This is a genomic window from Fusibacillus kribbianus (genome assembly GCF_030053595.1).
In the GTDB taxonomy this organism is placed as follows: Bacteria; Bacillota; Clostridia; order Lachnospirales; family Lachnospiraceae; genus Lientehia; species Lientehia kribbiana.
The window spans coordinates 64,012-84,064 of sequence record NZ_JASGBQ010000003.1; the positions used below are offsets into that span (position 1 = coordinate 64,012).

Genomic DNA, 20,053 nt, shown 5'->3' on the forward strand with positions numbered 1-20,053 from the left:
TATTCGTCTCTGTCTCTATTCGATCCATTCCAGCTTGCTGACAGAGACCTCATAAGCCACCCGTTTTTCACTTTCCGTCTCACTCAGCCTTTTGACATATTCCCGGCTCTGCACCCGGCCCCAGACGCAGATCCTGCTTCCCACCTCAAAACCGGAGGCATATCTTGCATTTCTTCCCCAGGCTATGCAGGGAATGTAGTCGGATTTTCCGTAGGGACGGTTTACCGCCACCAGAAGATCGGCAATTTCCCGTCCAAGGGGAGTTTTTCTGTAGATCGGGGTCTTACATATGTAACCGTCCAGAAAGATCTGATTGGTCTTCGTATAATCACCGAATTCCTCCAGAAAAGCGATCTCCCGGACAAAAACAGACAGCACCAGCCGGTTTTTTGTTCCTTCATGTCGGTTATAGGAACGGAACTGTCCCGACGCCTCCACCAGCATCCCCGTGTAATCTCCGGTGACATCAATGAGCCGTTCGGAAATGAGCAGAGGGATCACGTCCGTCTGTTCGCTGAGCCGGTTGATCGACACTTCGGTCAGATAAAACCCCTCCCCGAACACCTCGTGACTGAAGGTGAACCCCGTTGTAATCTCTCCGATCACAGTGACTTTGTTGTTTTCCATTATTTTCTCTGACATTCGTATTTCTCCTTTCCATATGCTTCGTCCTTCTGACTGCCATTTCAGGCTAATATTATGTGTATTCGCCCCCTGCAGGTTTTATACATAAAATTTTAAATTTTTCTTCATTTACATTTGATACGGTCTATACTACAATAGGAAAAGAAATCTGATTGCATGATAAGGAGAACCCATGAGTTCTGTTGATATTATTGTTCCCTGTTACAATGAGGAGGCCGTACTGGAAACCTTTTACCGTGTGACGGAAGAAACCCTCTCCTCCATGACCGGGTATCAGTTCACCTATATTTTCGTGGATGACGGAAGCCGCGATTCCACCCTTGCAAAAATGAAAGCACTGGCAAAAAGCCACAGCAATGTGCGCTATCTGTCCTTTTCCCGCAATTTCGGAAAAGAAGCTGCCATGTATGCCGGGCTTAAGCATTCCTCCGGCGATCTTGTCATCGTGATGGATGCGGACCTGCAGCATCCCCCCGCCATGATCCCCGAAATGATGAAGGGCATTGAGGAGGGCTACGACTGTGCCGCCGCCAGACGGACCACCCGTGCCGGAGAATCCCGCATTCGCAGCGCCTTCTCCAATCTTTTTTACCGTGTCAGCAACAAAATGTCCGATGTGAAAATGCCGCAGGATGCGGTGGATTTCCGCATCATGACAAGGCAGATGGTCAATTCCATCCTGGAGCTTTCCGAAGTGGAACGGTTCTCCAAGGGAATTTTTGCCTGGGTCGGCTTTGATACCAAATGGTACCCTTATGAAAATGTGGAGCGGACTCTCGGTACCACCAAATGGAGCTTCCGCGGCCTCTTGAAATATGCCATCGACGGGATCACCTCCTTTTCCATTTCCCCGCTCCGCCTCGTATCCGGTATGGGATTTCTGATCTCCATTGTCGCCTTTATTTATATTATCGCGACTCTTATTCAGACCCTGATCTTCGGTATCGATGTACCCGGCTATGTGACGACTCTGTGTGCCGTCCTCTTTCTCGGCGGTATCATTGAGCTGTCCATCGGTATACTTGGCGAATATATTGCCCATATTTATATGGAGGCAAAGGACCGCCCCATTTATATCATCAAATCAACCAATCTGTCTGACCGGGACGGCAAACACGAGTCTGAGCCTCACGCCAAGACAGATCCCTCAGACAATGCTTCATAAACCAGGAAAACCAGAAAGGCAGTAACTTTATTATGGCAAGACTGAAAAACCGTCAGAAAACCACAATGCTGGAGAAAGCCCCCTTTCTCCTTTCCTTTTTTATACCGGTTCTGATCATGATCGGAATCTTTATCCAGCGGCAGATCTATCCCTTCGGGGACAGCAGCTTTCTCCGCACAGACATGTACCACCAGTACGCCCCTTTTATGAATGAATTCATGGAAAAGCTGAAGACCGGCGGAAGCCTCAGCTATTCCTGGAACATCGGCATGGGCTCCAATTTTGTCGCCCTCTATGCCTATTACCTGGCAAGCCCCTTCAACTGGCTGCTCATCATCGTCCCCCAAAGTCTGCTCATTGAATTCATGTCCTATCTGATCGTACTGAAAATCGGTCTTTCCGGACTTTCCTTCTGCTGGTATCTGAGCAGGCATTTTAAAACGAGAGATCTGGGCATTTCCTTCTTTGCCATTTTCTATGCTCTTTCCGCCTACATGGCGGCCTACAGCTGGAATATCATGTGGCTGGACTGCCTGATCCTGGCACCCCTTGTGATGCTGGGGCTGGAGCGGCTTGTCAAGGAGGATAAATGCCTCCTCTACTGCCTGACTCTGGGGCTTTCCATTTTAAGCAATTATTATATCTCCATCATGATGTGCATTTTCATGGTGCTGTATTTCATCGCACTGCTCATCATGGAGCCGAATCATCGGGGTATCTTCAAAAAATGTCTGAATTTCGGAATTTACTCCCTGCTGGCCGGAGGCCTGGCTGCCTGCCTGCTGATTCCGGTGCTCTTTGCCCTGCGGCTGACCGCTTCCGGAGACATAAACATCCCGAAGACCTTAAGCTCCTATTTTTCCTGTTTTGAAATGCTGGCCCGCCACTTTGTCAATGTGGAAACGGAAACGGGACTGGATCACTGGCCCAACATTTACTGCGGTGTCGGTGTGCTCCTGCTCCTTCCTATATATATGACAAACAAACGCATTCCCAACCGGGAAAAGATCGTGAAGGGTGTCCTGTTGTTTGTGATGCTCATCGGCTTCTCCCTGAACATCCCGAATTTTGTATGGCATGGCTTCCATTTTCCCAACAGCCTTCCGGCCCGTCAGTCCTTCCTTTACATTATTGTGCTTCTTACCATGTGCTATGAGGCCTACCGGAATCTGAGATCCAGCACCGGCTCACAGCTCTCCGGAAGCTTCTGGGGTGTGGTGATCTTCATTTTCCTGTGTGAAGCCATTATCACAGTGGAAACCTTTTCCTTCAAGATTTACTATGTGACCCTGCTTTTTGTGGGAATCTATGCCCTGCTCCTTTCTGCTTATAAAAAGGGTAAGATGTATGCTCCCACCCTGGCGATCCTGGCCTTTACCGTCATCGCCGTGGAAGCTAGCATGAACACTGCTGTCACCAGCGTTTCCACCGTGAACAGAACCTCCTATCTGGAGAATCAGGATTCCTACCATGCACTCGCCGAAGCCATAGAAAAAGAAGATTCCAGCCTGTTCCGTATCGAAAAGGACACCAGAAAGACTAAAAATGATGCGGCCCTTGCCGGTTATCGCTCTGCCTCTCTGTTCTCCTCCACCGCCAATTCCCATCTGAGCGATCTGTACAAGGCTCTTGGCCTGGAAGGAAACACCAATGCGTACAGCTTTACCGGTGCAACGCCTCTTACATCGTCTCTTCTGGGCGTAAAATATACCCTGTCCGTCAACGAGTTGGACAGCGAACTCTATACTCTCAAAAATACAGACGGCAATGCAAAGCTTTATGAAAACCGGTTCTCTCTCCCTATAGGCTTCATGGTTCCCTCCGATATGGCGGAGCAGTGGAACTATAAGGGCGCCAATCCGGCTCTCAGCCAGAATTCCTTTGTATATGAGGCGGCCGGCTGCGGAGACATCCTGATTCGAAGCCAGGAGGGCACCTCATCCGCCGGAAAATACTCCTTTACCGTCCCGGAGACCGGCTTCTATTACGTGGATGTGACAAACAGCTCCATCAAGGATGTGACTTTTTCCAACGGCGGCTCCACCAAAAGCTTTTCCAACGTAAATCGTGGATATCTTCTCGACCTTGGAAAGCTGGAGGCCGGAGATACGGTCACTCTGACCACGGAACAGGAGGAGCAGAATTTCACGGCTGACTTCTACCGCCTCAGTCTGACTGAACTTCAGAACTGTATTGATACTCTGAACTCTCAGCCGCTCATCATCGACCATTACACCGATACTACCGTGACCGGACGGGTAAACGCGTCCTCCGACGGTCTCCTTTACACCTCCATCCCTTATGAGGAAGGGTGGACCGTGAAGGTGGACGGCGTGGAAACAGAGCCTGTCATTTTTGCGGATACGATGATCTCCATTTCCTTAACTGCAGGTGCCCACTCTGTGGAATTTTCCTATGAGCCGGACGGCCTGAAGCTGGGACTTATGATCTCCCTCGCCTCAGTCCTTCTGCTGATTCTTCTCAGTACGGCGACTTACGCCTTCCGAAAGAGGCAGAAGGCATTGGCAGAAAGAGACAGCTCGGATGAACAGCCAAAGGTGGAAACAAAACAGTCAAAGGCAGAAGAAAAACAGCCTGAAGAGAAACAGCAAAAACAGGAAACGGAGCAGACTGCCGCTCCACAGATGACAACAGAATCATAACAGATATGCTTTGATAAAGAACAAAAGCAGGAAAGCGAGGAACAATTATGAAATTATGGGGAGGCCGCTTCACCAAAGAGGAAAATGCACTGGTCAATCACTTCAACGCTTCTATTTCCTTTGATCAGCGGTTTTACAGACAGGATATCCGCGGAAGCATCGCCCACGTGACCATGCTGGCAAAGCAGGGGATCCTGACCGATACAGAAAAGGAGCAGATCGTAGAGGGTCTGAACGGAATCCTTTCCGATGTGGAAACCGGTGCCCTGGAAATCGATCCTTCTGCGGAGGATATCCACAGCTTTGTGGAAGCCACCCTCATCGAACGGATCGGGGATGTGGGAAAAAAGCTCCATACAGGAAGAAGCCGGAATGACCAGGTGGCGCTGGATATGAAGCTTTATACAAGAGATGAGATCGGAGAGCTGGATGCTCTCGTCAGGGAGCTTTTGGAAACCATTTTGAAAATCATGGAGGAAAATCTTGAAACCTACATGCCCGGCTTTACCCATCTTCAAAAGGCTCAGCCGGTGACTGTCGCCCACCATTTCGGCGCTTACTTTGAAATGTTTCTCCGCGACAGGAGCCGTCTTTCCGATATCCGCAGGCGAATGAATACCTGCCCTCTTGGAGCGGGAGCCCTGGCCGGAACCACTTACCCTCTGGACAGAGAATACACGGCTTCTCTTCTCGGGTTTGATCACGCAACCAGAAACAGCATGGATTCCGTTTCTGACCGTGATTACCTCATCGAACTGTGCAGTGCCATGGCTACGATCATGATGCATCTGAGCCGTTTTTCCGAGGAGATCATCCTGTGGAATTCCAATGAATACCAGTTTGTGGAGCTGGACGATGCCTACAGCACAGGAAGCAGTATTATGCCGCAGAAAAAGAATCCGGATATCGCGGAGCTTGTAAGGGGAAAGACCGGCCGTGTCTACGGCGCTCTCACCTCCATTCTGACCACCATGAAGGGAATTCCTCTTGCCTACAATAAGGACATGCAGGAGGACAAGGAGATGGTTTTCGATGCCATCGATACCACCAAGGGCTGCCTTGCCCTTTTCACCGGCATGATCGCAACGATGCGATTCAATAAGGAAACCATGAAAAAGAGTGCCATGAACGGCTTCACCAATGCGACCGATGCTGCCGATTACCTGGTAAATCACGGAATTCCCTTCCGCGATGCCCATGGAATCGTCGGACGACTTGTTCTTTACTGTCTTGATAAGGGGATTTCTCTGGATGAAATGAAACTGGAAGAATACAAGGCCATCAGCCCCGTATTTGAAGAGGATATTTATGAGGCCATAAGTCTCAAAACCTGTGTGGAAAAGCGCACGACTCTGGGTGCCCCCGGTCCCTCTGTCATGAAGAGGGTGACTGAGGAATACAAAAAGCTGCTGGAACAGTGATTCTACTGCTTTCCCGAAACCATGATTTTATTGCCGGCTTTCCCTCCGGAAACGGAAGGAAAGCCTTTTTATCATACATTTCATGGCAGTGTTTCTGAAACACCATGGCATACGCTGCCTCTGCACACTGATCCTACAGCTTTGCAAGTTCCTTATACTGGTCCTTCAGGCAGCCGTACAGATTCTTGTAAATCTTATGATACTCGTTGTACTTCTCCGTATGCTCCGGAATCGCATCACAGGATTTATCCGTATGGATCATCTTATCGCAGGCAGCCTCCACGCTGTCATAGATACCGGCACCCACACCGGCCAGTATTGCCACGCCCAGAGCCGGGCCTTCCTTGGCAGCTACGGTCTTTACGGTGCAGCCGTACATATCAGCCAGCATCTGACGCCATACCGCACTTCTTCCACCGCCGCCGCAGGCCATCATATCTTCTACCTGAACGCCCATTTCCTTCAGAATATCGTTGCAGTCCTTCATGGAATAGGATACTCCCTCCATGACGGCGCGAAGCATGTCCTTTCTGGTATGGATCGCCGAAAGGCCGAAGAACACACCGCGGCAGTCCGGATCCAGATGAGGAGTGCGCTCTCCCATCAGATAGGGAAGATAGATCAGGCGGTTCGCTCCAAGAGGCACGCTTTCCACATCGCGGTTGATGTAATCATAGGCATCGCAGCCTTCCTTTTGGGCCTGCTCCATATAATCCTGGCAGAAATTATTCCGGAACCACTGAAGAGAAAGACCTGCACCCTGGGTCACTCCCATCACATGCCAGCAGCCGGGAACGGCGCAGCAGAAGGTATGGACTCTGCCCTTCGGGTCAATGGTCACATTTTTGCTGTGGGCGAATACCACACCGCTTGTCCCGATGGTCGTGAAGGCTCTGCCGTCACGGACCACTCCGGTACCGACAGCTGCCGCTGCATTGTCGCCGGCTCCTCCGACCACAACAGTCTTTTCGGAAAGGCCCGTCAGCTCTGCGATTTCGGGCAGAATGGTTCCTGTCACCTCAGGAGACTCATAAACCTTTGCAAGAAGGCTCTTGTCGATCTCCAGCTTTTCCAGCACCTCATCGGACCAGCAGCGGCCGGGCACATCAAGGAGCTGCATGCCGGAAGCATCCGAAACCTCTGTCGCGTATTCCCCTGTCAGGATCAGCCTTACATAATCCTTGGGAAGGAGAATATGGCGGCATTTTGCATAATTCTCCGGTTCGTTGTTTCTCACCCACAGGATCTTCGATGCCGTAAAACCGGTCAGTGCCGGATTTGCCGTGATTTCAATGAGACGCTCCTTTCCAACTCTTTCTGTGATCTCCTCACATTCCCTGGCCGTTCTCTGATCACACCAGATAATGGAACGGCGGATCACCTCATTATTTTCATCCAGCATAACAAGGCCATGCATCTGTCCGGAAATACCAAGTCCCTTGATATCCTCCCGGTCCACACCGGATTCCTTCACAACCTTCGCAATGGTTTCCAGCGCTGCATTCTTCCAATCCTCCGGATCCTGCTCTGCCCAGCCGTTCTGCGGCTGATACAGCGGATATTCTTTGGATGCAGATGCGATCACGGTTCCGTTTTCATCAAACAGCACTGTTTTTGTTGCGGAAGTTCCCAAATCAATGCCAATCAAATAATTCATATCCAGTTCCTCCAGACCTTCAAAAGATAGCTCTATCTTATCATAAATGTCCTGATTTGACTACCGCTTCACATTTCTTCTCTGAAAGAAAATAACAAAGTTGGGAATCGCCGGGAGAGCCCCCGAAAAGAAGCACCGCCAGAAATGACGGTGCTTGCATTATATCCTATCTGCTTTGAAAAGTCAATGTTAAAATCTTAAAAATTCATCAAAGCAACCCACCCATGAGAATAACCACCAGAAGCGAAAAGCCGTTGGATATAAGCATAGTTCCCATACCAAGGACAGAGCCAAGCTGGCTTTTTATATAGATCTGTTCTTCTTCGTTTTCCCCAATGCGAGATGCCTGCTCCAGCAGCATATCATTGACAGGAAAGCCCATCATACAGTTCATCGTCAGTGCAATCCCTCTCCAGGGACGGAAACCGAATATCTTGGCTGCCACTGCTCCGCAGAGGATCAAAACTGCCGTTGATACCACAAATACAAGAAGCAGTGCAGGCAGATAACCGACCACTGCCTGCCATGGACAATTTGCGAGAGTATTCGCCATGAGTCCCATAAGGCCCAGGATCAAAAGGCCATAGGAATCAGAAGAAAACAGCGGCGCCCGGTCCATGAACCCGACAGCATGAAATACCATACCGAAAAGCAATGCTGTAATATAGGGATTAATAGATAAATCTGAAAACAGGGTACCGTGGAGCAGATTATTGAAAAAAGTCACTGCCATGATAATTCCAAGATAATAAGCCGTACTTTTATACTTTTTCGGGATTCTCTCACAGAGCGGACGCCTGCCCGTTCCAGATGAGGAAAAGCTGAAAACAGATCCTGCCGGAGCATCGGTGACTTTCCGTTTCCTGAACTCCTCCGCCAGTGCCTGGCTCTCTTTTTTGAGGGCAAGTGTGATGACAGGTACGGAAAACACCCCCTGAAACATAAAGATCATCCACGGAAATACAGAATATTCCGGATTGTTCTGCATCATCAGCCGTGAAGCGATGGCGCAGGATGCACCACCCCCTACCACGGAGCCTGGGGAAAGGAGGGCGAGCTCCTTTCCCACAAACGGCATAAGACCAAATCCTGCCGTCAGCACCAGAAGAAATGTTGAGATAATGCAGACGAGTGCATCTTCCCACTTTTTTTTGAGAAAATGCAGATCGATCATCGTTCCGGAATGAACCACCAGAACGTTGTAGGCGATCGTTCCCACAGCGATCATATTTGCAGAAAGCAGCATATCTGCAGGCAGCAGATGAAAAGCAAATCCCAGGATAAAAAGGATGCCGTAAATAAGCGGCATGGGAATCAGCGACCTGACCTTCACCGAAAGCATTACAGATATTCCGGCAATGATCAGGAACACCAGAAAGCTTTTATCAAATGCCCATGTATAATCTGTCATAAATGATCACCTAGTCCTCAACTTCAATTTCGTAACTATCCTCAAACGGCTGAACCCACTGTTCCGGATCCGTATAAGGGATGACCGGCAGCAGCAAATAAGAAGGATGATTGTTGTCCCTGTAGATCTTATAGGAGGTCGTCACATTTCTGGGAATCACGTTCATATTTCCTACCTTTCCTGTCCAGGTCTGAGTATGACATTCGTTGGGGCACTGACTGGTGATCTCAAGTTCCAGCCAATGTCCGGCAGGAATCACCATAGAGGTCGGGTTCATCTCAATGACATACTCCCGTACCTCACCGGGTGTTACAGGAATCGAAATACTGTTGTCATGGACCGGACATCCAATGGTGGATTTCTCTTCATTAAGTGGGTGAGAAGCCCTCAGCGCACCATAACGGAGAAGGGGCATTCTTGTACCATCCGGCAGTACATCAAAGAGACTGCATACAAAATTGGCATCCTCGGCATCAATGGAAGCCCAGAGATGAAGCTCGATGGGCCCTGTGATTTCTTTTGCCTGCGGAAATCTGGATGATTTATATACCAGCTTATTAACCTCTGTAGAAATGGACGGCGGCAGATGGGTAAAGCCATCAGGCGGCAGATCCTTATCCGGCTCCCTATCCCAGCGAAGACGGCCAAATGAGCGCAGATACATCTTCTTCCATTCCGTTCTTGCAAGAGGCCATTCCTTTTCATACCTTGTTCCGGAATTAATGACGCAGAATTTATAAAGCGGCTCATCCATGATACCGGTATCCACACCCTTAAGCCAATGATCATACCAACGCAGACATTCTTCGTTTAATGCCCTGTAGGGAAGTTCCAGACCATCATAGCCTTCTAGTACCCCAAGACGCTTGGGCACATCCAGTCTGTCATCATTCATAGCAGAAAAAATAGGCGGGCTCCACCGTCCCAGAGGTGACCATGCGCAATGCAAATAAACCGGAACCTTCACCTTATCATACATCTGATTTGCGGAACGCTGTTTCCAGTATTCATCATCCAATGGATGCAGCAGATAATCCAGATAGAAGGTGTGATAAGTAGGCGGCCAGGTAGTGAGGATCTTGGTAAAATAGGAATTGACCGCAATATCAGGATCCCTCAGCCGCTCCTCCATCATCTCCTTCATCTTTTCTTCCCCGTACATTTTTAATGACCATGGAACCGGTTTATTGGACGGGCAAAGCTCCCAGTAAATACTCATGTAAGTTGAGGGAACGCCTCCGTAATATCCATGCTGGTAGTAATCATCCACAAATGAGCAGGGCATAATGCATTTAAGGTGCGGCGGCTGCTGTGCTGCAGCCAGAATCTGACAGATACCAAAATAGGAATAACCGATCATTCCGACGTTTCCGTCGCACCAGTTCTCTGCCGCTGCCCACTCGATAGTATCATAAATATCAAGATGCTCCTGAGGATTGTATACACCGTAAAATTCCCCTTCGCTCTTCCCGATTCCTCTTGGATCCGGAATTACATAAGCATAGCCGCGGCTCACAAAATATTCGATGTCTCCTGCCTCCAGGCTATGGTCAAACAGCAGAGATTCCGGCGGAATCGCACCTCGCTTGATCCCCTGCATTTCCTTGCTGTAGGCAGACCAGCTTACCAGAGCAGGAACCGGCCCTGCTCCCTTAGGCAGATAGACGTCCACACAGAGCCGGACCCCATCCCGCAGTGTAAGCCATACGTCAGAATGGAGCTCTGTTTCATATTTGGGACGAGACAGTTTGTCCAGGTTCTTCACGTACCGTTTGTCCCAGTAATTGGGCAGAACGTCAATGCCCAGCACTTCTGTCAGTCTTTTTTTCATATCCCTTTTCCTCCTTCAAATTTTTGATATCTTCAGTTTAACAAAAAATGATGTGGGCCGTTGTCATGCCCACACCATTTTTAGAGGTTTTATCATATGAATGAATTTTATTTTCCTTCCAGTTCCGCCTTGGCTGCCCTTTCCATTTCATGCCAGGGTTCATACGGTTCTTTCATCTTCTTCACAATGTCATAGCCTTCTGTTTTCATTACATACTGTCTGCGGATGATTGTATAAACAATGACCACCACATAGAAACCGATCATCATGATCCAGTTTCTGGGTGCCATCTGGAACAGCACGTAGGCACCAAGCCATACACAGGCCACGCCTGCAGCAACTGTGAGAATACAGTTGAGAACATGAGGGGTCCTGATATAAGAATTCTTATACGCATAAGGAAACTTCACCGGAAGCATAAATACGCTGAAGAAAATAATCGGCAGCAAAAGCAGTCCGGGAATCGTGGTGATCTTTACAACATCCTCCAAATTCAGGCCTGCTACTATCAGTACAACAGCAATAAGAGAATTCAAACATAAAGAATACGCCGGAGCATGATACTTGTTCAGCTTGCTGATGGCTTTTGGAAACAGACCATCACGGGCTGCCGCAAAATTGATGCGAGAAAACATCATCATAGCCGAATTGATACTGGTGACAACTGCCAGGAGTGCACCGCCGGCCACGAAAAAGGTAAACATCGCCGGCCCCATAAATTTCCCGGCTACCGTTGCGAGATTATCGATCTCATAGAAATTAGGCATAACGCCAACGGTAACATATGCCACCAGAGCATAAACAACAGCTGTTGCCAGAGTACTCACCAGATAAGCAATGGGTACGTTCTTGCCGGGATTCTCAATGTCTTCAGCAGAATAATAAAGAACATTGGCACCGATCAGGCTTCCATGCATAATTCCCATCGCCGCCCACAGAGCTCCCAGCTGAAAGGTGGTGGAAATCACTTCTCCGAAAGAAACGACAGTAGCTCCCCAGCCTCCGAAGATATAAATACCAAGAGCCACCAGAAGTACAGCCACACAGATATTCTGTACGGTGGAAGAGAATTTAATGCCCAAACAGGAAATCACAGTAAAGATTAAAATACATACCACTGCTGCAATGGCTTCAGGACAGGAGGGAACCAACATACAAAAATAGGTTGCAAACGTCAGCGCCATTGTAGCGATCTTCAGCACACCAACCGCCAGTTCATTAAAAGCATCCCAGATGCCAAGAATCGGATGTACCAGTCTTGTCAGGTACATATAAGAGCCGCCGTTTGCAGGCAGGGCAGATACCAAAAGCATCTCCGGAATACTGCGAAGGAATACGAAAAATGCTGCACAGATAAATCCGATAACAATTCCGTTTCCGCCGATGATTTTGATTGAAATTGGTGTAGTGGCAAACACACTCGCGCCGATGATACTTCCAATACCCATCAAAATACAGGAAAAAAGCCTCATTTTCTGTTGTTTCATACACATCCTCCTCTTCTTTTTGAAATTTCTTTGCTCAAATATACCAGCTTTTTCCCTTCCGCAATGTCTTGCAGGTGACAGTTTACGCCCTTTATTTTGTTTATAATTCAATTAAATTTTTTACATTTTATTAGGAAATCATGGTAAAATTTTTCTGAATCCCTTCTATTATTGTTCCACTAACATTTTAATTTGGCTACCAGAAAGGACTGATTCTATGGAGGAAAAAAAGAATATCAGCTGTACAGTAAGAGAAACGGCAAATATGCTTCGCATTCTGCAGGCCGCTCCGATCTTTTCCGGGCTTTCTCAGGAACAGCTTACCCAACTGGCGTCTCACTGTAATCTTGTCTTTAAAAAACGGGGATGTGCAATTTACAGAAAAGAGGATGTTTCCAATCAATTTTATCTTATCAAATCCGGTTGTATTATGGAATCTGTTTTTTACGGCAACAGCGCCGATATTGTTGTCAAAATCCGCAGTGACGGCGAATATTTTGGAGAAATGGGACTTCTATCCAATGAGCCCTGCCCCAACACAGCTTTGACTCTGGAAGACACCGTACTCGTCAGCATCCCACAGAAATATTTTCTGGATGCTGTATGGCAGAATACTTCTGTCTGCAAAGTTATTATCCTGGAGCTTATCGACCGCCTGCTCCATTCCGCCCAGCACATGGTCAACAGCCTATATCTGGATGCGCCCGGCCGGCTTGCTTCTACAATTGTTAATCTTACCGTTGGCTCCCAGCAGAAAACCCTGGGTGTCCGTATCACTCAGAGTGCCCTGGCCTTCTCCTGTGGCATGGCAAGACAGACAGCTGCCAGAGTTTTGAGTGAATGGCGTTCTCAGGGCATTATCGCCACAGAGCGGGGCCGCCTCCAAATTCTGGATCTGGATAAGCTTCTTGATATCATCCTGCACAGCGAAATCAAAAACTGACAAGACATTTCCCTTTTACAGTGTCACATTTTTGACAGACGGCATTTTATACCTCTGGTATACTCAAAAAAAAACAGTGAGGGAGGTAAAATAAGCTATGAATCAAGAAGAATTTTTACAGGTAAGCGGTTTAGAAAAGGTTCCCGTTTACTGGGATCGCCGCTATACCAAAAACCTGGATCAATTATCAAAGCCCATCTATACCGTCAAGCTGGAAGAAGATGTCGAGGTCATTCTCCGCGATGGTACAAAAACGTATGTGGATGTTTATCATCCGGCAGAAATCGAAAAAGCGCCTTCCCTGATCGCCTATTCTGCCTACAGCAAAAAAATGCAGAGAATGCGTCACGGCTCTCTGCCCGGCGCTTCCAATTATTTCGACCATAGTCTGGAAGCCGGCGATATGGAGTTTTTCGTTTCCCGCGGCTACACCTTCATCGTGCCTGATGGCCGCGGCATCGGACGCAGCGAAGGCGAATATCTTGGCGTCTACAATCCCCAGGAACAGGAAGATGTTTATGACTATATAGAATGGGCCGCTACCCAGTGCCCCTGGAGCACAGAAAAGGTAGCTCTCGAGGGCTACTCCTATTTCGGTATCATCCAAGCTCTGGCCGCTGCCCTGCAGCCGCCCCATCTTGTCTGCATCATGCCTCTAAGTTATACCGACGACTACTACCAGCACGGTTATTACGGCGGCGTGGCAGATACCTATATGAATATGTACTGGGAGCTCTGTCCTTCCAATAATCCTGTTCCCTGGACCACAAAGATGATGTCCGAGGAGGAGATGAAGAAACGTATTGAGGAGGTGCAGGAGGATCCTGACATTGCCATCAACACCTATTTCAGCAAAATCTTCAACGTATGGCCGCCCAAATATCATACCTTCTATCTGGATTATCTGTTACATCCCCAGGAGGATGATTTCTGGCGCCCCCGTTCCATGAAATATAAATATGACAAGATCAATGTGCCCGTTTATTTCAAATGCGGCTGGGCTCCTACAGGTCGCTGGTCTGCTCCTGTCTTCAATGCCATGAACTCACCTGAGTTAAAGACTTACAAGCGCTGCGGTGTCATGGAAGGCTACAACGGCATGGAGCTTCCTTACCGTTTTATGAACGAAGAAATGCTCCGCTGGTACGATTACTGGATGAAGGGAATCGATACAGGCATCATTGATGAGCCCCCCATGAAACTTAATATCCTAGGCCGCGGTTACCGCTACGAGTACGAATACCCGCTGGCAAGGACCTGTTGGAAGAAGCTGTATCTTCACACCTTTGGAAACCTTCGCTGGGAGCCTGTTGTGGAGGGCAGTTTACCGCCGGACAGCTTTACCCACAGACCGCCTCACATCACTACCGAAGTGGAAAGTCTCACCTACAGGACTGACCGCCTGAGCAGACCCACTGAATTCACTGGCCCTATCGAGCTACACTTGTGGGCCTCCATCGATGCAACCGACGCAAACTTCATCGTAAAACTGTGGCAGATTACTCCTGGCGGTACAAGAATGCCTGTATGCCGTACCGGTTCCCTGAAAGCCTCCTATCCTCTGGATAAAGAAAAGAGCCAAATCGGGCGTCCCGTTCACGATTATACAAAACGAATTCCGGTTGCTCCTGGCGAGATCCGCGAATACGTCATCGAGATCAATCCCATCGGTATGGTATTTCCAGCAGGTTCTCAAATCGAACTGGAAATCAAAGCGATGGATAACTTCCTGCCCCAGTCCGGTGCATGGCAGGCAAAGATGGATCACCTTGGCCCGATTCCCAGTGCCAATACGGTTAATTACAAGATCTACCGGGATAAGGACTATCCATCTTATATATTAATGCCATATATTCCCGAAACGCCCGGCGAATTATGGCTCCAGCCCATCGTTGAGGATGACATTGTCATCGGAGGAAGCGGCGGAGGAAACACTCATTAGCTAAAAAGGGCTTAGTACAACGTCAATAGTCAGTATTATACAAGCTTGTGCAATACTTTACCGTCACACGACATACAAGATCGTTCGGTAGCACATGCTTGTACTATTATTCGCGCCTATTCTTCATACAATCCGGGCTGGGGATGCAAGCTTGTGCAATACTTTACCGTCACGCGACATACAAGATCGTTCGGTAGCACAAGCTTGTACTATTATTCGCGCCTATTCTTCATACAATTCGGGCTGGGGATGCAAGCTTGTGCAATACTTTACCGTCACGCGACATACAAGATCGTTCGGTAGCACATGCTTGTACTATTATTCGCGCCTATTCTTCATACAATCCGGGCTGGGGATGCAAGCTTGTGCAATACTTTCCTTGTTATTCTGATAATTCTATCTATAAAAACGATAAAATACGGCTGTCGGATTTCCCGACAGCCCCTTTTCTGTCAGCATCTCTCCAGCACCACCCCATGGGCAATACCGGGCACGCTTTTCCCTTCGTTGAAGCTGGTGCTGGAAAGGAGCGCTCCCGTAGGAATGAAAAGCACCCTTCTCCATTCTCTGCTCTCCAGCTTCGGAAGGATATAACCAGCCAGCACAGCAGCAGAGCAGCCGCAGCCGCTTCCTCCTGCATGAGTATCCTGGCTGTCCCGATCAAAAATTTCAATCCCACAGTCCATATGACGGTCTGAGATATCATAACCATTGCTTTTCATGAAATCCAGCAGGATCTTCTGTCCTACCACACCAAGATCACCGGTAATGATCTTGTCATAATCCTCCGGCCTCCTGTCAAAATCCTCAAAATTCCTGCAGATGGTATCGCAGGCAGCCGGTGCCATACAGGCACCCATATTCATGGAATCCTTAAGCCCCATATCGACGATCTTTCCCGGTGTGATTCCGCTGATCCTCACATGACCGCCCTGTCTGCCAAGAAGAAAGGCACCGCAGCCGGTGACCGTCCAGCTGGCTGATAACGGCCTCTGGTTTCCGTATTCCAGTGGAAAGCGAAACTGCTTTTCCGCGCTGGCAAAATGACTGGACGCCATAGCCATGATGTAGTCCGCATAGCCGGCTTCCACGATCATAGCTCCCAGACATAAAGCTTCCCCCGCTGTGGAACATGCTCCGTAAAGACCGAAAACAGGAATTTCCAGATCTACCGTTCCAAAAGAAGTGGCAATCAGCTGTCCCAACAGGTCCCCGGAAAACAGATACCGCACCTCACTCCGGACAAGACCTGCGTGTTCGATGGCCAGATCTGCCGTCTCCTTTTGAAGAGCACTCTCCGCGTCCTCCCAGTTTTCACAGCCCACCATGGGATCCGGTTCGATCACATCAAAGCAATCCCCCAATGGGCCCTCACCTTCCTTTTTCCCGACCACAGAAGCGCGGCCAATGATCCTCGGACCTTCCGGGAACTGAATACTGGCCCGCCCCACCTGAAATTCCTTATCCTGCATATATGACCATCCTTTCCTTTTGTTCTGCCACTCTGCTGCCGATAGTGAGATACACATCCCATGTAACCAAAACGGTACATACCAGCTTTACAGTCAGTATGCACCGTTTGGCAGTCTTTATTCAAAATATTGTCTGGGTTCTGTTTTTCTGCACAGTAAATCAGTGCAGACGGTCATAGAATTCCTCTGCTTTTCTTCTTCACAAATGACAGGTGATGATTGCCTGAACCGGCAATGAAATGATAATCAGACGGCAGTGAGCAGGTCTGATACCTGCTCCTCCTGCCAAAAAAGTACTTTCAGATCAACGTTCTGTATCCATCTCTTCCGCAAACTGCTTCACAGAAGAAACCCGGGCCGCCATTCTGATCCATTTTCTCAGGATATCCTGATTCGTTTCGGACATGATCCGCTCCCTCACGGTTTCAGGAATTGATCCGTAATCTTCCAGAAGCTCCAGAACTGCCTCGGCTTTTCCCTCAGCTTTTCCCTCGTCCCGTTCATCCTTGAGTAATTCTCCCAGCGTCATATACTTCTCCTCCATTCTCCGGTTTTCCTTGACACGCTGCACGGAATCCTGAAGACGTTTTACAAATTCATCCTCATAAGCTTCCATGCTCTCTGCCAGATCTGCTTTTACATACCTGAGGAATTCTACCAGAGCATTCGGAGTTTCTTCCGCATTTTTTCCATGGGTGTTTAAAAAGATGCTGATGCTTCCATCGTTCAGATACAGTTCTCCCTCCTCCACACACCTCGGTCTGAAGGTATAGCAGTATCGTCCCAGACCAAACGGATCAAAATCACAGATAAAAATGACATAAGCATCCGACAGTTCTGTATAATCCTGCCCGGAGAGCAGCATCTCCATATCAATCTGACCATGATAATAGCGGACTCTTTTCTCCAGCTCCGGCTTCCTCACAAGCTGCATTTCTACATTATAGTGCTTATTCTCTTTATCTTTTGCGTATACATCCAACCTGACACCCCTGTTTTCCGGATGATAGATCAGACTTTTCTCCCGGATAACATGCACCCGTTCGACCCGGAAGCCCAAAACCATTTCCAGAAATTCCCGGCAGTTTTCCTCCTGGGACATAACCGCGCCAAACATGAAGTTATCCTTAATCGTAAGGTCTTTTAAAGCTTTCTTTTTACCCATATTCCTCCGTTTCCGCAGAGGAATTCTACAAAATCATCATAGCACAGAACAGTTTTGATTACAAGGACCTGCCTGAAGCGCTGTTCGGATCCGGCCGAAAGCCCTCGAAAATAAACAGATCAAACTTCTTCTCCGCTTCCTTTAATTCCTGCTCGGAACGAATGGTCCAGGCCACAGAAAGATTCCGGTACAGATAACGGCAGATCTGTCTGGCCGGATTGCCCGCCCCCTTATGGGAATAAGCAACAAAGTCCGGTTTTGCAAGAAAATTTGTCAGCAGATTCTGCACGATCTCCATGGAAAAGGTCGTCTGCTCTCCTTCCCGGCAAAAAACAGCAGAAAGCTGTCCCCGGATCACCTCCGGCCGATGCCTCTTATACCAGTAAACGGCCAGGGGATGGAAGGATTCCATACAGTAAACGCCGTTATAACCCTGAAGCACTTCATCGGCAAGGCGGCAGACGGTCGTTTTGGAATCCACCATTTTTATTTCCATGATGATCGGTACCTTTCCGCCTATGACCTGGAGCACCTGAGAAAAGAGAGGGATCCGTTCTTCCGTTCCAAAAAGCGGGAACTGTAAAAGCTCCTCATAGGTGAAGGAATTCACTTTGGCATCAATGCCGCAGACTCGTTTTAAGGTATTGTCATGAAACACCACGACCTTTTTATCCTTTGTAAGCTGGACATCCAGCTCGATGCCGTAACCGTTTTCCACCGCCAGCCGAAAGGCAGGAAGAGAATTTTCAGGAGCGGTTGAACCATTGTCATGGAGTCCTCTGTGGGCATAGTACCAGCCCCGGAGAGCCGAATCATCCGGTTTACAGAACATTCTCGGCATAATTGCCACCAGATATAACACCAGAACCACACCAATCACATAGATTGCTTCCAACATGTCACGTCAGTCCTCCACATCAAAATGTTCTAAAAGATCCTTCTTTGCCTCCGGCTTATTATCCCCATGCTTCACCAGTGACATGGTCACAAAGGCAAGACCGCTGAAAAAGACTGCATATGGGAACAGAATCCGGTAAGAGATATGCTGGAGAAGAAAGCCTGATAAAATCGGCGTCACGATCTGTGCCGTCATGGAAAACGTATAATAAAGACCTGTATATTTCCCCACATCGCTGTCCCTGCTCATCTCCACCACCATGGGAAGGGAATTGACGCTGATGGCCGCCCAGCCCACGCCGATGAGAGCAAAGCCCACCTGGATGATCGGATGATAATTTGGCAGAAGAGCCGCCAGCAGATAGCAGGCCGTCATCAGCACGATTCCACCGAGTATGGTCTTCTTTCTGCCGATTTTCGAGGAGATCATACCAATGGGAATATAGCTTAAAATAGCCGCCACAGTAGCCACCATCAGGCAGTTGGCATAGCCGCCGCCCTGGATATCCCATACGGTCATGGCATAGCGGGAAAATGCCGTTGTCACCGCATTGTAAGCCGCAAACCAGAGGAAAATGGAGATCAGGATCAGGATGAGACTGCGCTTCACATCCTTTTCCATGGTCTTCTTCTCTGTTCCGATTTTTCCGGCCTGTCCGCTGTTCTCTTCTCTGTTTTCCTCCGGATATTCCTCAGCCAGCTGCTTTGCCAGCTTCTTTTCCCGGATCGTCAGCAGAAGAAGGACCACGGAAAGAACCATCATCCCCGCCACACCGGCAAATACAGCGAAATAGCTGGGGCGCTTTCCCTCTCCCACCAGGGTGGAGATCAGGATCAGCGTATAGACACCGCCTATGGCACCCATCAGGTTAATGACCGCATTTGCCTTACTCCTTAAGGGCTTCGGCGTCAGGTCCGGCATGAGGGCCACTGCCGGAGACCGGTACATGGCCATGGCGATCAGTGTTGCTCCCAATGCAAAAACAAACATGGGAAAACTCTCCAGCCTGTCGGACAAAGGAAGCAGCATCATGACGGCCACCGCTGCCGCCGTGCCGCCCACAATGAATGGTGTCCGCTTTCCAAAGCGTGTATCCACCCTGTCCGAAAAAGCGCCCACCACAGGCAGAAGAAATACAGCCAGCACATTGTCTGTGGCCATGATGACGCCAATGATCCCATCCTTCAGCCCAAAGGTATTCTGAAGGATCAGCGGAATAATGTTGTCGTACATCTGCCAGAAAGCACAGATAGCCATAAAGGCAAAGCCCACCAGAAAGGTTCTCTTATAATTCAGCTTCATACGTCTCCTCCCTCTTGCCAGGCATCTGAAATCCAGCCTGATCATCGGTCG

14 protein-coding genes are annotated in these 20,053 nt (G+C 48.7%); 5 read left to right on the top strand and 9 right to left on the bottom strand.

All coding sequences use genetic code 11. The features are described from left to right. Positions 1–15 precede the first annotated feature (15 nt). A complete protein-coding gene (locus tag QJ036_RS03330) occupies positions 16–642 on the bottom strand; it encodes a single-stranded DNA-binding protein (protein ID WP_283230021.1) in 627 nt (208 codons plus the stop codon). 175 nt (positions 643–817) lie between these two features. Here QJ036_RS03330 and QJ036_RS03335 point away from each other — a divergent pair, with 175 nt between their 5' ends. Genes QJ036_RS03335 through argH form a run of 3 tightly spaced genes read left to right on the top strand, consistent with a single transcriptional unit; the run spans position 818 to position 5,894 of the window. Continuing rightward, a complete protein-coding gene (locus tag QJ036_RS03335; protein ID WP_283230022.1) occupies positions 818–1,810 on the top strand; it encodes a glycosyltransferase family 2 protein in 993 nt (330 codons plus the stop codon). Positions 1,811–1,842: 32 nt separating this feature from the next. Next, on the top strand, positions 1,843–4,473 hold the full coding sequence (locus QJ036_RS03340) for a YfhO family protein (protein ID WP_283230023.1): 2,631 nt from the start codon (positions 1,843–1,845) through the stop codon (positions 4,471–4,473). A 44-nt stretch (positions 4,474–4,517) separates the two neighbouring features. Further along, positions 4,518–5,894, top strand: a complete 1,377-nt coding sequence (argH, locus tag QJ036_RS03345) for an argininosuccinate lyase (protein ID WP_283230144.1) — start codon at positions 4,518–4,520, stop codon at positions 5,892–5,894. 133 nt (positions 5,895–6,027) lie between these two features. Here the strand turns inward: argH and xylB are convergent, their stop codons facing one another. From xylB to QJ036_RS03365, 4 genes are all read right to left on the bottom strand, one after another. After that, a complete protein-coding gene (gene xylB, locus QJ036_RS03350) occupies positions 6,028–7,551 on the bottom strand; it encodes a xylulokinase (RefSeq protein ID WP_283230024.1) in 1,524 nt (507 codons plus the stop codon). A 208-nt stretch (positions 7,552–7,759) separates the two neighbouring features. Further along, positions 7,760–8,962, bottom strand: a complete 1,203-nt coding sequence (locus tag QJ036_RS03355) for a hypothetical protein (RefSeq protein ID WP_283230025.1) — start codon at positions 8,960–8,962, stop codon at positions 7,760–7,762. 10 nt (positions 8,963–8,972) lie between these two features. Then, positions 8,973–10,793, bottom strand: a complete 1,821-nt coding sequence (locus tag QJ036_RS03360) for a CocE/NonD family hydrolase (RefSeq protein ID WP_283230026.1) — start codon at positions 10,791–10,793, stop codon at positions 8,973–8,975. Between the two features lie 107 nt (positions 10,794–10,900). Next, the gene (locus tag QJ036_RS03365; protein WP_283230027.1) at positions 10,901–12,280 is read right to left on the bottom strand and encodes an APC family permease; all 1,380 of its coding nucleotides are present in this window, start codon (positions 12,278–12,280) and stop codon (positions 10,901–10,903) included. A 217-nt stretch (positions 12,281–12,497) separates the two neighbouring features. Between QJ036_RS03365 and QJ036_RS03370 the strand changes: the two genes are divergently transcribed. Continuing rightward, a complete protein-coding gene (locus QJ036_RS03370) occupies positions 12,498–13,223 on the top strand; it encodes a Crp/Fnr family transcriptional regulator (RefSeq protein ID WP_283230028.1) in 726 nt (241 codons plus the stop codon). 97 nt (positions 13,224–13,320) lie between these two features. Next, positions 13,321–15,165, top strand: coding sequence for a CocE/NonD family hydrolase (locus tag QJ036_RS03375; RefSeq protein WP_283230029.1), 1,845 nt, complete (start codon positions 13,321–13,323; stop codon positions 15,163–15,165). A gap of 452 nt (positions 15,166–15,617) precedes the next feature. Here QJ036_RS03375 and QJ036_RS03380 read toward each other — a convergent pair whose 3' ends face one another. The 4 genes from QJ036_RS03380 to QJ036_RS03395 all read right to left on the bottom strand — a co-directional run bounded on the left by QJ036_RS03380 (position 15,618) and on the right by QJ036_RS03395 (position 20,002). After that, complete coding sequence (locus QJ036_RS03380) at positions 15,618–16,637, bottom strand: stage V sporulation protein AD (RefSeq protein ID WP_283230030.1); 1,020 nt, start codon at positions 16,635–16,637, stop codon at positions 15,618–15,620. Positions 16,638–16,941: 304 nt separating this feature from the next. Further along, positions 16,942–17,802: an Rpn family recombination-promoting nuclease/putative transposase gene (locus QJ036_RS03385; protein ID WP_283230031.1), complete on the bottom strand. Its 861-nt coding sequence runs from the start codon at positions 17,800–17,802 to the stop codon at positions 16,942–16,944. A gap of 58 nt (positions 17,803–17,860) precedes the next feature. Further along, complete coding sequence (locus tag QJ036_RS03390; protein WP_283230032.1) at positions 17,861–18,700, bottom strand: glycerophosphodiester phosphodiesterase family protein; 840 nt, start codon at positions 18,698–18,700, stop codon at positions 17,861–17,863. 6 nt (positions 18,701–18,706) lie between these two features. Continuing rightward, positions 18,707–20,002 carry an MFS transporter gene (locus tag QJ036_RS03395; protein WP_283230033.1) on the bottom strand — a complete coding sequence of 432 codons (1,296 nt, stop codon included), beginning with the start codon at positions 20,000–20,002 and terminating at the stop codon, positions 18,707–18,709. Positions 20,003–20,053 lie beyond the last annotated feature (51 nt).